This window comes from Terrabacter lapilli (assembly GCF_039531305.1).
GTDB classification, from domain to species: Bacteria; Actinomycetota; Actinomycetes; order Actinomycetales; family Dermatophilaceae; genus Terrabacter; species Terrabacter lapilli.
This window is the reverse complement of sequence record NZ_BAAAPU010000007.1, coordinates 17199-31973: the sequence shown is the minus strand read 5'-3', so window position 1 is coordinate 31973 and position 14775 is coordinate 17199. Positions and strand designations below refer to the sequence as shown.

Genomic DNA, 14775 nt, shown 5'->3' with positions numbered 1-14775 from the left:
GCCGAAACATTAGCGCCGGGCGGCCTGCGGTGGTCAGGGTGGACAGCGTGACGACCTACCGCCAGCTCTTCGCCGTCCCCGAGTTCCGGGTGCTCTTCCTGGTCCAGTGCCTCAACATCGGGTCGTATGCCGTCGCGTCCCTCGCGCTCGGGACGATCACGTTCACGGCGACCGGGTCCCCGGTGCTGACGGCGCTCGCGATGTTCGGGGCGCCGCTGATGCGGATCGTCGGCCAGGCGCTCTTCGGCTCGGGCTCGGACCTCGTGCGCCCCCGCACCGCTCTCGTTCTCGTCGCGACGACGACGATGGTCACCGACCTGCTGCAGGCGCTACCGGGCCTCGCGTGGGGCTGGCGCTTCGTGCTGCTGGCGGTCGGACCGCTCGTCACCTCGGCGCTCGGTGGCAGCATGATCGCGCTGGTCTCCGACATCCTGCCGCCCGACGGCTTCATCCTCGGCCGCGCCACGATGAACATCGCGGTCGGTGGCATGCAGATCGTCGGCTACGGCATCGGCGGCCTGCTGCTCGTCACGTTCACGACGACCCAGCTCTTCCTCGGCGCCGCCGCAGCCCTTGTCGTCGCCGTGCTCCTGCTGCGACTCGGCCTCTCCGACCACCCGCCGCGCCACACCGGCGAGTCCGTCGTGAAGCGGACCCGTGAGGTCAACCGGGCGCTGCTCGGCTCACGCGTCACGCGGCCGATCTACCTGACGCTGTGGGTGCCCAACGGCCTCATCGTCGGCTGCGAGGCGCTGTTCGTGCCGTTCGCCGGCGCACGCGCCGGCTACCTCTTCGCCGTGACCGCGGCCGGGATGCTCCTCGGTGACGTCGTCGTGGGCCGCTTCCTCGCCGTCCCGGTCCGCGACCGGCTCATCACCCCGCTGCGCCTCCTGCTCGCCGTGCCCTACCTCGCCTTCTTCCTCGTCCCGTCGCTGCCGTATGCCGCCGCGCTGGCCTTCGTGGCGTCCGTGGGCTACTCGTCGGGGCTGCCCCTGCAGGAACGGCTCGTGACCCACACGGACGGCCAGGCGCGCGGTCAGGTCTTCGGCCTGCAGGGCACCGGCCTGATGGCCGGCCAGGCCGTGGGTGCGCTGCTCGGCGGCACGGTCGCCAGCGCCCTGGGCGTGGGACCGGCCGGGGCCGCGCAGGCGATGGGTGTCATGGCCGTCGGGTCGGTGCTCGTCTCGCTCGCCCTCACGCCCGGTCTGCGCCGGTCGCGCCCGGGCGCCGAGGTGTGCGAGGCCGCGACAGCCGCGGCACGCTGAAGCGGGCGGCCCGCCGCCGGACGTAGCGGTTGCCGAGATCGGTGGGGCCGCCCTCGGGCTGCGCCCCGGCCGCACGGTAGAACCACAGCTTCCCGGCCTCGACGAGCGCGAGGTAGGCGAGGACCATCACGGCAAGGGCGGCGTAGAAGGCCCCGGGCAGCGGCGCGAAGCCGAGTGGCGCGGCCAGGGGAGTGGCCGGGAGGACCGCGGCGACGGTGACGACGGCGAGGGCTGCGAGCGCCAGCGGCAGGCTCGGGCGGCTGCGGAAGAAGGGCACCTTGCGCGTACGGATCGCGAAGATGACGAGCGTCTGCGTGGCGAGCGACTCGACGAACCACCCCGAGCGGAAGAGGTCCGGTCCCGCGTGGAAGCCCCACAGCATGACGCCGAAGGTGACGAAGTCGAAGACCGAGCTGAGGGGACCGAACAGCAGCATGAAGCGCCGGATGAAGGCGATGTCCCAGTGCGAGGGACGTCTCAGCTGCTCCGGGTCGACGTTGTCGGTCGGGATCGCCAGCTGGCTGGTGTCGTAGAGCAGGTTGTTGAGCAGGATCTGCGACGGCAGCATCGGCAGGAACGGCAGGAAGAGCGAGGCCCCGGCGGCGGAGGCCATGTTGCCGAAGTTGCTCGACGTCCCCATGAGGACGTACTTGAGGGTGTTGGCGAAGATGCGGCGCCCCTCGACGACCCCGTCGGCGAGCACGTCCAGGCTCTTCTCGAGGAGGATCACGTCGGCGGCGTCCTTGGCGACGTCGGTGCCCGAGTCGACGGAGATCCCGACGTCGGCCGCGTGCAGGGCCAGGGCGTCGTTGACGCCGTCACCGAGGAAGGCGACGCCACCGCCCCCGTGCCGGTGGGCCCGCACGATCCGGGCCTTGTGCTCCGGGCTGACCCGGGCGAAGACGGTCGTGGCCGTGACGGCGTCGATGAGGTGCTCGTCGTCGAGGGCATCGAGGTCGGCGCCGGTGAGCACGGCGTCGCCCGGCAGCCCGAGGTCGCGGCACACCTTGGCCGCCACGACGGCGTTGTCGCCCGTGACCACCTTGACGCTGATGCCCAGCTGCGCGAGCCGGCCGAGGGCGGTCGCCGCATCGGGCTTCGGCGGGTCGAGGAAGACGAGCAGGCCGCGCAGCCGCAGGTCGTGCTCGTCGGCCGGTACCGGCGCACGCGCCTCGACGACGGGACGGGTGGCGACGGCCACCACCCGGTTCCCCGCGGCGAACTCGGCGTCCAGGGCCGCGCGCGTCGCAGGCGCCACGTCGGCGCAGCGTTCGAGGACGGTCTCGGGGGCACCCTTCGTGACGAGGTGCAGCGCGCCGTCGTGGTCGCGGATCGTCACCGACAGCATCCGGCGCTCGTGGTCGAAGGGCAGGACGCCGACCACCTCGTGGCCGGTCAGCCTCTCCCGCATGGGTTCGGTGGCGGGCGTGTCCCAGAGGGCCTGGTCGAGCGGGTTGGTGCCGACGGCGGCGGCTCCGCCCGGCGCGTTCTCGGTGCAGAGCAGCCCCCACCGCAGGACGTCCTCGGAGCGTTGCCCGTCCACGGGGACGGCTCGCGCGTAGTCGATCCGGCCGGCGGTGAGGGTCCCGGTCTTGTCGGTGAAGAGCAGGTCGATGTCGCCGAGGTCCTCGATGCAGACGAGGCGCTTGACCAGCACCTTGCGCCGGCTCAGCTGGCGTGACCCGGCGGCCAGGCTCGTCGAGACGACGGCCGGCAGCAGCTGCGGGGTGATGCCGACGGCGATGGCGAGCGAGAAGAGCAGGGCGTCGAGGAACGGCTTGTGGAGCAGGACGTTGATGACGAAGATCGACGTGGTCAGGGCGCCGGCGACCTTGACGAGCAGCATCGAGAACTGCCGCAGGCCCACCTGGAACTCCGTGTCGGCCTGGTGGGTGCTGAGGCCGGTGGCGATGGCCCCGAACTCGGTCCTGGGGCCCGTGGCGACGACGACCCCGCGCCCGCTGCCGGCGTGCACGACGGTTCCCATGAGGGCGCAGCCGGAGAGCTCGGCGAGCGTGGCCGTCCTGTCCACCGTGTCCGTGGTCTTCTCCACCGGCTGCGACTCGCCGGTGAGCACCGACTCGTCGCACTCGAGCCGGACCGCAGAGACGAGGCGGAGGTCGGCCGGCACGATCTCGCCGAGACCGAGCTCGACGACGTCGCCCGGCACGAGCGAGGTCACGTCGACGCGGCCGAACGCACCGCCGCGCAGGACGACTGCCTCGTGGCTGACCTGGGAGTGCAGCGATGCGGCGGCCTGCTCGGCGCGGTACTCGTTGACGAACCCGAGGCCCACGGAGACGACGACGATGATGCCGATGATGACGGCATCGCTCCGTTCCCCGACGAAGTAGGACGCGGTCGCCGCGACGAGGAGCAGTCCGAGCAGGGGCGAGTCGAGCTGGTGCCACAGGACGGTGAGGACGCGCGCGTGGTGCGTCGCGATCGCGTTGGGCCCGAAGGCGGCGCGCCGGCGCTCGACCTCGTCCGGGTCGAGACCGGTCCTGACGTCCACGCCGAGGGACCCGAGCACCTCGGGTGTGGCTCGGCCCGCGGCTGCGCGGATCGACGCGGCCGCATCGCTGGGTGCCAGCACCCCGGAGGTCACACCCTCATCGTGCTCCTCACGCGACCTGCGACGACCGCTTCGTGACGAACCGGCGGGACGTCACGCGAGCCCGCGTCGCCGGGCGATGGCCGCCGCCTCGGTGCGACCGGAGGCGCCGAGCTTGGCGAGCAGGTTGGAGACGTGCACGCTGACGGTCTTGGTGCTGATGTAGAGCTGCCGGCCGATCTGGCCGTTGGTGCGGCCCTCGGCGAGCAGCCGAAGCACCTCGAGCTCGCGCGGCGTCAGCTCCGCCTGGCGCACTCCGCCGAGCAGGTCGAGCTCGCCGAGCAGCGGCCGGGCCCCGAGCCGTTCGGCGACCGCACGGGCCTGCTCGGCCACCTGCCGCGACCCGGCGTCGTCGCCGGCGGCCCGCAGGGCCTCCGCGAGCCGTGCGCGGGAACGCGCGACCTCGAAGACGTGGCCGTAGCGCTCGAAGGCCGCGACGCTCCCGCGCCACGCGTCGACGAGCTCCTCGACGGGCGGAGGGTCCACCGTGCCCGCGACGCGCTGGAGCCGCAGGAGCTCGGCCTCCAGGCGAACCAGCCACGCCCAGGTCTCCCGGCTGGTGTCCTCCAGCGGGCCGGGCGTCGAGCGCTCGAACACAGGTCGGCTGGCCTTCTCCACCGCCGGGCGGAGCCCGCCGATCAGTCGGGCTCGGTCGGCGAGCTCGTCGACGAGGGACAGCGCGCGGCTGCGCAGCGCCGGGTCGGCGGGCGGCGCGAGCGCGGCCGCCTGCCCCGCGACGAGCGCGGCCATGCGGGCGAGGGCGTGGTAGTCGCCCCACGCGGCGTCGAGCACCCGCACCCCGGCCTCGACCAGGTCGAGCAGGCCCTCGAGGTCGCCCGCCTGACCGAGCAGGTCGATCGCCGGCATGACCGTCTGCACGACGCACAGGCTGTCGACCGCCCACCACCGCCGCAGCTCCTCGATGACCTCGCTCCCGACCGGCTCGCCGCGCCCGGCCCTGACCGAGAGGGCGGCTGCGGTGAAGATCGCGCGACCGGGCTGGGGCGCGGGCCGCCCCGTGAGGTCGAGACGGCGGGCCGAACCGTCCCAGTCGCCGAGCTCGTATGCCGTGAGGCCGCCGAGGAGGCGGCACTCCTGTCCCCAGGGTGCCCACTCGCGATGCAGGCGACGGGCTGCCTCCGCGCCCTGGTCGTAGAGCGCCAGCGACCCCGGCAGGTCGCCGCGGCGGTGCGCCAGCGAGGCCAGCTGGTGCAGGGCGCGCAGCAGCAGCGGGTCGTCGGGGGCGAGGTCTCGCACGACGGACCTGAGGTGCGCCTCCACGGCGTCGAGGTCCTGCTGCGCCTCGAGGACGCGGGCCAGGATGGTGCGCAGCTCGGCGAGGGTGGCGGTCAGCCCGAGACGCTCGGCGAGCATCGACGCCTCGTTGCCGACGACGGCAGCCTCCAAGAACGAGCCGGTGTCGACGAGGGCCTGGACCCGGGCGACGAGCACGCGGACGCGGCGTTCTTCGGCCTCGTCGCCGAGCAGCGAGAGCGCCTCGTCGGTGAGCGCGATCGAGTCGACCGGCAGGTCGAGCATGCGCGAGCGGATGACGAGGGTGGCGAGCAGGTCGGCGCGTGCGCCCGGCTGCTGGCCCGACCCGGGGTGGTCGAGGCGGTCGCGCAGCAGGTCCACGGCGCGGATCGGCTCGCCGGCGACCATGGCGGCGCGGGAGGCGAGGAGGGTGACCTCGTCGCGCTGGGGGTCGTCCTCGCCGAGCCACGAGAGGGCCCGCTCGAGGTGCAGCAGCGCCTCCTGCGGTCCACCGACCGTCATCGCGGCCTCGGCTGCGGCCCGGCTGGCCCGGACCGCCGTCTGCAGGTCGCCCACGGCGGCGGCGTGGCGCGCGAGCTCGGACGCGGGGGCCAGGTCGGGATGCTCGGCCAGCACGGCGGCATACGCCCGGTGCAGGCGCAGGCGCTCGCCGGGGAGGAGGCCGTCGGCGACCGCCTCGCCGAGCAGGGCGTGGCGGAAGGTGTAGGCAGGTGGCCAGCACGCCTCGAGGACGTGGTGCTCGACGGCCGCGGCGAGCGCGGCCTCGAGGGTCTCGTCGGGCAGTCCGGTGACGCGGGAGAGCAGCTCGTGGCCGATGAGCTGGCCGCCCTTGAGGGCGGCGGCGTGGAGCACGCGCTGCGCGGTGTCGTCGAGCTGCTCCACGCGCGCCCGGAGCACGCGCCCCAGGCCGCCGGTCAGCGACTGGCCGGCCGCGGCGCTGGCGACGAGCTCCTCGGCGAAGAACGGGTTGCCCTCGGAGCGGCGGGCGATCTCGCCGGCCGTCTCGGCGTCGAGGGACGGGCCGTCGGCGGACGGGCCGTCGAGGGCGGCCACCAGCTCGCGGACCGCGGCGTCGGGCAGCGGGGCGAGCTCGACGTGCTCGAGCCCCGCGATGCGCGCCCAGACGGCGAGCGTGTCGTGCAGGGGGTGGCGGCGGTGGAGGTCGTCGGAGCGGTAGGTGACGACGAGGCCCACGGCAGTGGGGAAGCCGCGCGTGAGCAGGAGGGTGACGAGGTCGCGGGAGGAGTGGTCGGCCCAGTGGACGTCCTCGACGACCACGAGCGACGGCTGCTCGGCGCCGAGCGCACTCAGCAGCGCGTGGACGGCCTCGGCGACCTGGCCGGGGTCCGTGGCCTGCGCCGGGGCTGGTGTGGGCACGGCACCGGGGGCGTCGACGCGTCCCGGCAGCAGGTGCCCGAGGGCAGGGTGCCCGGCGAGCACCCGCTCGACGACCTCCGGGTGCCCCGCGTCGACGGCACCCACGAGCTCGACGAAGGGCAGGTAGGCGAGGTTGCTGCCGGCCTGGCCCACGCAGTGCCCGACTGCGGTGAACCAGCCGGAATCGGTCGCATCGGCGACGAGCCGGCTCACGATCCGCGACTTGCCGATGCCCGCGTCGCCGGACAGCACGACGACACCGCCGGGCCCGGCACCCCCATCGGGGTGCAGCCCGACGGCGTCGGCGAGCCGGGACAGGTCGGTGTCCCGCCCGATCAGCGGGCCGGTGCGCATCGGCATACGCGGCATCATCGCGTACTCCGCCGACAGCGGCGGCGTGCTTGCCGTCACGGCGTCCGTTGCCGTGGTCACCGGTCGCGGACCGGGTTGTTCTCCTGGTGCGAGCGCCGCGCCATGGTGCGGCGGATGATCTCGAGCGACGAGTCGCGACGAGTGCGGTGACGCTGCGGGTAGCGGGACTCGATCGCGTACTGGATGGTGCGGAAGTCGGCGTACTGGGTGTTCATGGTCTTTCCTCTGCTGGTGCCTTTCTGGACATCTCCAGACTCGGCGGCTGAGGTAGACGCCCACATCGGACGACCTCCCTATCCCGGAGCGCGCGCTACCTCAGATCCGAGGGCGTGTGCCGGGTGGGGGCGCCTGAGGTACCCCTACGCCTCGCGTCAGGCGGGCGGGAAGGCCCGCGACAGCCGGGCGCGCACCGACGCCACGTCGACGACAGGCGGTTCGACCGCGCGGGTGGTCGGCTCGGAGACGAGCTGCTGAAGTCGTTGGGGCGCAGTCCGGTTCAGCCCAGGACGAGAGTGGCGGCGATGGTGAACATGACCAGCGCGATGGCGACGTCGAGCACGCGCCACGTCGCCGGCCGGGCGAAGAGCGGCGCGACCAGGCGTGCGCCGTAGCCGAGGGCCGTGAACCAGGCGAGGCTCGCCGCGGCGGCGCCGCCGGCGAACCACCAGCGTCCGCCGGGACCGTGCTGATTGGCGAGCGACCCGACGAGGAGCACCGTGTCGAGGTAGACGTGCGGGTTCAGCCACGTGAGCGCCAGCACGGTGGCGAGGACGCCGTTGCGCGACGGCACGGCCTCGTCCGCGTCGAGCGCCTTCGGGTGGCGCGCGTTGCGCAGGCTGAGCACGCCGAAACCGACGAGGTATGCCGCCCCCACCCACCGCACGACCGTCAGCAGTCCCGGGTGGGCCGTGACCAGACCACCGATGCCGAGGACACCCGCCAGCACGAGGACCGCGTCGCTGACCGCGCACACCGCGACGACCAGTCCGACATGGTGGCGAGCCAGGCCGGTGCGGAGCACGTAGGCGTTCTGGGCGCCGATCGCCACGATGAGGGACGCCATGGTGAGGAAGCCGGGCAGGAACGAGGTCACGCACTCGACCGTACGTGGACGGCGGTCTTCAGTGAAGCGAAGGAATCTGCAGCATCATTAGCATTGCTTCATGCGTCTGCCACCCGAGCACCTCGCCACGCTGCTCGCCATCGTCGACACGGGGACGTTCGAGGCTGCCGCCCGACGGCTGCGGGTGACGCCCTCGGCCGTGAGCCAGCGCGTCAAGGCGCTCGAGGCCGAGGTGGGACAGGTGCTCCTCGTCCGGACCGCGCCGTGCCACGCCACCCCGGCGGGCGAGACGCTGCTGAGGCTGGCTCGCCAGCAGAGCCTGCTCGAGTCGGAGACCCTGGCCGCGCTCGCACCCGGCGACCGGGGGCGCACCGACCTACCCGTCGTCGTCAATGCCGACTCCCTGTCGACGTGGTTCGGGGGCGTGCTCCGCGAGGTCTCGGCATGGGACGGGGTGACCCTGCGGCTGCGGGTGGAGGACCAGGACCACTCGGCCCGGCTGCTGCGGGCCGGGGAGGTGCTCGCGGCCGTGACGTCCGACTCCACCCCGGTGCAGGGGTGCTCGACCGAGCCGCTGGTGACGCTGCGCTACGTGCCCGCAGCCGCGCCCGCCCTCGTCGAGCGCCATCGGCTCGGGCGCCGGATCGACTGGAGTGCCATGCCGCTGGTGCGCTTCAACGACAAGGACGACCTCCAGCACCGCATCCTCGCCCGGCACGCCGTCACGAGCGACCCGCCGATCCACGAGGTGCCCGACGGCGCCGGCTTCGTCACCGCCGTGCGAGCCGGGCTGGGCTGGGGAGCCGTGCTGACCAGCCAGCTCGCCCCGCTCCTCGAGTCGGGCGAGCTCGTGCGCCTCGGGTCGCGCGACCACGTCGACGTGCCCCTCTACTGGCAGCGGTGGCGGCTCCCGTCGGCCCACCTCGACCGTCTCAGCGAGCTGGTCCGACGGGAAGCGGGGCGAGCCGGGCGCCGCTCCTGAGGACGTCTCGGACGGCATTCGGGACGGCATACGGGACGGCATGCGGACTGCCCGCCGACAATCCCGACAAGACGACCGGACTCGCGAATCGTCCACGGGACGCCGGGCGGCGCGGCTACGTTGGGCTGGCAAGCATCTCCCGCTCGGAGCGCGAATGCCCTCGCTCTCCCGAGGAGGCAGACCGAGGTGACCGACGCAGCCGCTCCGCCCGGGGCCACGGCCCCGCTCGACGTCGCGCGCACCGTGCGCTCCCGGTCCTACCTCTCGGCGCTCGTGCTCGCCGCGCTGCTCGGCATCCCCGTGTCGGCGATCGCGTACGGCTTCCTGGCGCTCGTGTCCGCCATGCAGAAGTACCTCTTCACCGACCTGCCCTCGCACCTCTTCGACGGGTCCCGGCCCGCCTGGTGGCCGCTCCCGTGGCTGATGCTGTGCGGGCTGCTCGTCGCCCTCACGATCCGTCACCTGCCCGGGACCGCCGGGCACTCGCCGGCCTTGGGCTTCAACGCCGGTGGCGGTCCCCCGGCCGGGCGCGACCTGCCCGGCATCGTGATCGCCGCCCTCCTCACCCTCGGCCTCGGGGCGGTCCTGGGACCGGAGGCGCCGCTCATCGCGATCGGTGGGGGCCTCGGGGCCCTGACCGTGCGGCTCGCCAAGCGCGACGCTCCACCCATGGCCGCGACGATGATGGCGTCCGCCGGCAGCTTCGCCGCAGTGAGCACGCTCCTGGGCTCGCCGCTGCTCGGTGCCTTCCTCATCATGGAGGCGGCCGGCATCGCGGGGGCGACCCTCAGCCTCGTCGCGCTGCCGGGCCTGCTCGCCTCGGGCATCGGCGCCCTCGTCTTCGTGGGCCTCGACAACTGGACCGGTCTCGGCACCTTCTCGCTCGCCCTGACCTCCGTCCCGCCCGGGGTGCAGCCCACGGTCGCGTCCCTGCTGTGGTCGGTTCCGGTCGGCGTCCTGGGCGCCCTCCTCGGCTGGGCCGTCCGCCGGCTCGGGCTCGGCCTGCGGCCCCACGTGCACCGCAACCGCGTGACCGTCACCGTGGGCCTGGGCCTGGTCGTCGGCCTGTGCGCGACCGTCTACCAGCTCACCACCGGGCGCCCCTTCGACGAGGTGCTGTTCTCGGGGCAGAGCGCGCTGCCCGGGCTCGTGGCGGGCGCGGCCGGCTACTCCGTCTGGGTGCTCGTGCTGCTCGGGCTGCTCAAGTCGGTCGCCTACGGCGTCTCGCTCTCGGCCTTCCGCGGCGGCCCCGTGTTCCCCGCGATGTTCATCGGTGCGGTGCTGGGCATCGCCCTCAGCCCCCTGCCGGGCATGGAGCTGGCCGCCGGCATCGGGACCGGGATCGGGGCAGTGTGCTGCGCCATGCTCCGGCTGCCGCTGACCTCCGTGCTGCTCGCCACGCTGCTCATGGGCACCGACGGGTTGACGGTGATCCCGCAGGTGGTGGTCGCCGTGGTGGTCTCGTTCGTCGTCTCGGCGGTGCTGCCGCTGCCGACGGTCGCGCCCGCGGCGGAGCCGGCCGGGAGCGCGCACTCACCCGAAAAGGGGGAGTCGCCGAGACCCTCTGCTGGTCGATAGTCGAGGCACCGAGCTTCGAGCGAGGAGGCCAGCCCCATGGAGGCCCGACCGGAACGGCTCAACGCGACCGTCGCGTGGCTCTTCATGCTCGGGTCCGCCTGCTTCGTGCTGGGCTCGGTGCCCGCCTACCTCGACGCCGTGGGCGGCCCCGTCGATGGCGTCACCTACGTCATCGGGTCGATCTTCTTCACGAGCGCCTCCTTCGGCCAGCTCGTCCAGGCGCAGACGCCGGCGATGACGGCGGTCGACGCGGACAGCCAGCACCGGCGGGCTCCGGTGCGCCTGCTGGGGTGGGCACCGCACGACCGCAACTGGCTCGCCGCGGCCCTGCAGTTCCCCGGCACCCTCTGCTTCAACGTCAGCACCGTCGCCGCCCTGACCCACAACGCGACGGCCGCCGAGGCCAACCGCTACGTGTGGCGCCCTGACCTGTACGGCTCGGTGCTCTTCCTCGCCTCGAGCACGTATGCCGTCCTCGCCGTCTCGCAGCGCTTCCTCGCCTTCCGTCCCCGGTCGTTCCCCTGGCGGATCGCCTGGCTCAACCTGGTCGGCTCGGTCCTCTTCATGGCCTCCGCGCTCGCCAGCTACGTCGTCCCGAGCACAGACGCCGCGCTGAACACGCGCGTCGCCGTGGCCGGGACGTTCCTCGGCGCCCTGTGCTTCCTCGTGGGCGCCGCCCTCATGCTGCCGGCCTGGCGACGTGCCGTGCCGACGCGTCCCCGTGGCTCCACGCCACACCAGTTCAAGGAGTAGAAGCATGGCCTCACAGACCCCACCATCCGAGCTCGACGCGGTCGCGGCGCTCTACGGCAACCGTTTCCTCACCCAGGAGGTGCCGAGCCGCGAGTTCCCGACCGGGGGCATGAGCGCGGTCGACGCCATGCGGCTCGTCGCCGAGGACCTGGCCATCGAGGGTGACCCGGCACGCAACCTCGCGACGTTCGTGACCACGTGGATGGAGCCGGAGGCGCAGCGGATCATCGCAGCGAACCTGCACCGCAACTTCATCGACCACGCGGAGTACCCGCGCACGGCCGAGATCGAGCAGCGCTGCATCCGGATGCTCGCCGACCTCTTCCACGCGCCCGGGCCGACCACCGGGGCGCGGACCCAGGGCTCGTCCGAGGCGATCATGCTGGGCGCGCTGTCGCTGAAGTGGAACTGGCGCACCCGTCGCCAGCAGGAGGGCGGCTCCACGGAACGGCCGAACCTCGTCTTCGGCGGCGACGTGCACGTCGTGTGGGAGAAGTTCTGCCGCTACTTCGACGTCGAGCCGCGGATCGTCCCGCTCCAACCGGGCAAGTACACGATCGGGCCCGACGACGTCGCGCCGCACGTCGACGAGAACACGATCGGCGTCGCCGCCGTCCTGGGCACCACCTTCACCGGGCACAAGGACGACATCGTCGGGATCAACGACCTGCTGGTGGCGCTCAAGCAGGAGCGCGGCCTCGACGTGCCCCTGCACATCGACGGCGCGAGCGGCGGTTTCGTCTGGCCGTTCCTCTACCCGGACTCGCCGTGGGACTTCCGGCTCGAGCAGGTGCGCTCGATCAACGTCTCGGGCCACAAGTTCGGCCTCGTCTACCCCGGCATCGGCTGGCTCGTCTTCCGTGAGACCAGCGACCTCGCCCCCGACCTCGTCTTCGAGGAGAACTACCTCGGCAAGACCGACTCGACCTTCACCCTGAACTTCTCCACGGGCTCGTCCATGGTCCTGGCGCAGTACTACAACTTCGTGCGCTTCGGCCGGCAGGGCTACACCTACATCATGCGCAACATGGAGGAGAACGCCCGGATGCTCGGCGACGAGCTCGAGAAGATGGGGCGCTTCGAGCTCATCGACCGCTACGAGGAGCAGCTCCCGCTCGTGGCCTTCCGGCTCTCCGGCGAGCAGGGCTTCGACGAGTTCGACCTCGCCTGGCAGCTCTCCGCCGAGCGAGGGTGGATGGTGCCGGCCTACACGTTGCCCCCCAACGCGCAGGACGTCACGATCATGCGGGCCCTCGTCAAGGAGACGATGAGCCGCGAGCACGTCGACACGCTGGCCCGTGACATCGAGGAGGCCTGCCGGACGCTCGACGCCAAGGGCGGGGCGCACGAGTCCGAGCGGGCGAAGATCGTCACCGGCCCGGGTCACTGAGCCGTATGCCGTGTGCGCGCCTACGCGCGCCCGTCCCGCCAGGCGCGCCACGCGGCATACCCCCCGATGACGTCGGTGGCGCGGTGGATGCCGAGCTCCTGGAGGGCGGCTGCCGCCAGGCTCGAGGTGTAGCCCTCCTGGCAGAGGACGACGACCTCGAGGTCGTGGTCGGCGACGGGCAGCGCGGCATCGCTCGACGGGTCGAGACGCCACTCGAGGACGTTGCGCTCGATGGGCGTCGCGAACGCGAGCTCGCCCTCGATCGCCCGCTGGGCCTCGGGACGGATGTCGACGACCAGCGCACCGGCCTCGTGTGCCGCCTGCGCCTGCTCCGGGGTGAGGCGGCGGAGGCGGCTCCGGGCCTCCTCCAGCACCTCGTCGATCGTCCGGGGGCGGGGCCGGGTCACCAGTCCACCCCGGCCTCGGCTCGTGCGTCGGCCTCGAGCAGCCCGTCGACGGCCGTGTAGTTCGTCATGGCAGTCAGTCTCGGGGAGTACACGTGCAGGCTCACGGCCGGGTCGGAGCCGGCGTTGGTCACCCGGTGCAGGTGGCGGGTGCCGAAGGTCCGCTGGTCGCCCGGGCTGAGCAGGACGCCCGGCCCCTCCACGCGTCGCACGTCGCCGAGCTCGACGGCGTTGCGGTAGCCCGCCACCTCCTCGGTGAGAACTCCCTGCAGGACGACGAAGGAGCCGGCGCTGCCGCCGTGGTCGTGCCACGGCGTGCCCTGGCCGGGTAGCCACGTCAGCAGCCAGGCCTCGTGGTCGCGGTCGGCGAGCAGCCTGGCGTAGTAGCGGGTGACGGGGTCGAAGTCGACGAGTCCCTGCCAGATGGTCCGCTGCCGGGCGAGGCGTCGGGCGGTGTCGGCGAGGTCGACGGAGGTGCGGAGGGCACCGCGGGTCATGGTCGTGCCTTTCGGTCCGAGGAGTGGGGTTGGGGCGCTCGGGAGGACCGCGGCGTACGGCTCAGCGCTCAGGGCGCGTGCGGACTCCCGAGCGGGGGACAGCTTCCCCGCCGCATCGAGACATAACCATGCATTTGCATGTAAGAAACACTAGCTAATGCCTAGAGCAGGGGCAAGCGGAGGGCCGGCGCGCTCGGTGGCCGGGCTGTCCGGGGCGGCGAGTACGGTCGTCGGGTGGCCGTCCACTCGCGTAGGGCAACCCAGGACGTGACCGGTCGCCGAGCGCGGTGGCGCGTCGGGCTGGCCGTCGCCGTGACGCTCCTGCTGTGGGCGTCCGCCTTCGTCGCCATCCGGCACCTGGGTCGTGACGTCCCGCCCGGGGCGCTCTCGCTCGGCCGACTGCTCGTGGCGTCGGTCGCGCTCGGCGTGCTCGTCTTCCGGCGCCCTCGCACCTGGCCCGCCAGGCGCGACTGGCCCCTCCTGCTGGTGTGCGGTATCGGCTGGTTCGGCGTCTACAACCTGGCCCTCAATGCGGCCGAGCGGCGCATCGACGCCGGCACGTCCGCGCTGGTCGTCCAGGTCGGTCCGATCATCGTCGCCATGCTCGCCACCGTCTTCCTCGGCGAGAGGATGACCCGCTGGCTGCTCATCGGCATGGCCGTGGGGTTCGCCGGGGTGGTCGTCATCGCCCGCGGCTCCTCCTCCGGCAGCTCGGGAGACGTGGTCGGCGTGTGGCTCGCCATCCTCGCCGCCGTGACGTATGCCGTCGGCGTGCTCGCGCAGAAGCCCCTCCTCGGGCGGCTCCCGGGCCCGGAGGTGACGTGGCTGGCCTGCGTCATCGGCGCCGTCGTTTGCCTGCCCTGGTCCGGTGAGCTCGTCTCGGTGGTCCGACACGGCGACGTGGCGACGCTCGGGTGGATCGCCTATCTGGGAGTCTTCCCGACCGCCATCGCCTTCTCGACCTGGGCCTTCGTCCTGGCGCGCAGCGACGCCGGCACGTTGACGCTGACGACGTTCCTCGTGCCGTTCATCGCGACGCTGATCGCCTGGGCGCTGCTGTCCGAGGTGCCGCCCGTCCTCACGTACGTCGGCGGCGCCCTGTGCATCGCCGGGGTCCTCCTGACGCGGCGGAGGCCCAGGCCGCGTCCGCTGCCTTCCGACTGACCGGGGGCGCCCTGATCCGGCGCCGTCTTCCCGCGCTGGAA

General features: G+C 72.9%; 12 protein-coding genes. 6 read left to right on the top strand and 6 right to left on the bottom strand.

From position 1 onward, the window contains the following. Positions 1–47: 47 nt before the first annotated feature. A complete protein-coding gene (locus tag ABD241_RS08005) occupies positions 48–1265 on the top strand; it encodes an MFS transporter (RefSeq protein WP_344060262.1) in 1218 nt (405 codons plus the stop codon). Here the strand turns inward: ABD241_RS08005 and mgtA are convergent. The 4 genes from mgtA to ABD241_RS07985 all read right to left on the bottom strand — a co-directional run bounded on the left by mgtA (position 1195) and on the right by ABD241_RS07985 (position 7996). Beyond that, a complete protein-coding gene (gene mgtA / locus ABD241_RS08000) occupies positions 1195–3873 on the bottom strand; it encodes a magnesium-translocating P-type ATPase (protein ID WP_344060260.1) in 2679 nt (892 codons plus the stop codon). The two genes, ABD241_RS08005 and mgtA, sit on opposite strands and share 71 nt — an antisense overlap. 60 nt (positions 3874–3933) lie before the next feature. After that, positions 3934–6963, bottom strand: a complete 3030-nt coding sequence (locus ABD241_RS07995) for a helix-turn-helix transcriptional regulator (protein ID WP_344060258.1) — start codon at positions 6961–6963, stop codon at positions 3934–3936. Then, complete coding sequence (locus ABD241_RS07990; protein WP_344060257.1) at positions 6960–7118, bottom strand: hypothetical protein; 159 nt, start codon at positions 7116–7118, stop codon at positions 6960–6962. The genes ABD241_RS07995 and ABD241_RS07990 overlap by 4 nt, the downstream gene beginning before the upstream one ends. Before the next feature lie 281 nt (positions 7119–7399). Continuing rightward, complete coding sequence (locus ABD241_RS07985) at positions 7400–7996, bottom strand: LysE family transporter (RefSeq protein ID WP_185742391.1); 597 nt, start codon at positions 7994–7996, stop codon at positions 7400–7402. Positions 7997–8066: 70 nt separating this feature from the next. On the opposite strand from ABD241_RS07985, the gene ABD241_RS07980 reads away from it, so the two are divergent. From ABD241_RS07980 to gad, 4 genes are all read left to right on the top strand, one after another. After that, a complete protein-coding gene (locus ABD241_RS07980) occupies positions 8067–8948 on the top strand; it encodes a LysR family transcriptional regulator ArgP (protein ID WP_344060253.1) in 882 nt (293 codons plus the stop codon). 186 nt (positions 8949–9134) lie between these two features. After that, positions 9135–10526, top strand: a complete 1392-nt coding sequence (locus ABD241_RS07975) for a chloride channel protein (protein ID WP_344060251.1) — start codon at positions 9135–9137, stop codon at positions 10524–10526. 36 nt (positions 10527–10562) lie between these two features. Beyond that, positions 10563–11279, top strand: coding sequence for a hypothetical protein (locus tag ABD241_RS07970; RefSeq protein ID WP_344060249.1), 717 nt, complete (start codon positions 10563–10565; stop codon positions 11277–11279). 4 nt (positions 11280–11283) lie between these two features. After that, the gene (gad, locus tag ABD241_RS07965) at positions 11284–12669 is read left to right on the top strand and encodes a glutamate decarboxylase (protein ID WP_344060247.1); all 1386 of its coding nucleotides are present in this window, start codon (positions 11284–11286) and stop codon (positions 12667–12669) included. 20 nt (positions 12670–12689) lie between these two features. On the opposite strand, the gene ABD241_RS07960 is transcribed toward gad, so the two are convergent. Further along, positions 12690–13076 (bottom strand): rhodanese-like domain-containing protein, encoded by a 387-nt coding sequence (locus ABD241_RS07960; RefSeq protein WP_344060245.1) that lies wholly within the window; start codon positions 13074–13076, stop codon positions 12690–12692. Then, entirely contained in the window at positions 13073–13570 is a 498-nt protein-coding gene (locus ABD241_RS07955) for a cysteine dioxygenase (protein ID WP_344060243.1), read from the bottom strand. The genes ABD241_RS07960 and ABD241_RS07955 overlap by 4 nt, the downstream gene beginning before the upstream one ends. A 234-nt stretch (positions 13571–13804) precedes the next feature. Here ABD241_RS07955 and ABD241_RS07950 point away from each other — a divergent pair, with 234 nt between their 5' ends. Continuing rightward, complete coding sequence (locus tag ABD241_RS07950) at positions 13805–14734, top strand: DMT family transporter (protein ID WP_344060241.1); 930 nt, start codon at positions 13805–13807, stop codon at positions 14732–14734. Positions 14735–14775 lie beyond the last annotated feature (41 nt).

Excerpts from the sequence above, each read along its gene's own strand:
- ABD241_RS07990 (WP_344060257.1), bottom strand. The coding sequence starts at position 7,118 with ATGAACACCCAGTACGCCGACTTCCGCACCATCCAGTACGCGATCGAG.
- ABD241_RS07980 (WP_344060253.1), top strand. The coding sequence starts at position 8,067 with ATGCGTCTGCCACCCGAGCACCTCGCCACGCTGCTCGCCATCGTCGAC.
- ABD241_RS07970 (WP_344060249.1), top strand. The coding sequence starts at position 10,563 with ATGGAGGCCCGACCGGAACGGCTCAACGCGACCGTCGCGTGGCTCTTC.
- gad (WP_344060247.1), top strand. The coding sequence starts at position 11,284 with ATGGCCTCACAGACCCCACCATCCGAGCTCGACGCGGTCGCGGCGCTC.
- ABD241_RS07955 (WP_344060243.1), bottom strand. The coding sequence starts at position 13,570 with ATGACCCGCGGTGCCCTCCGCACCTCCGTCGACCTCGCCGACACCGCC.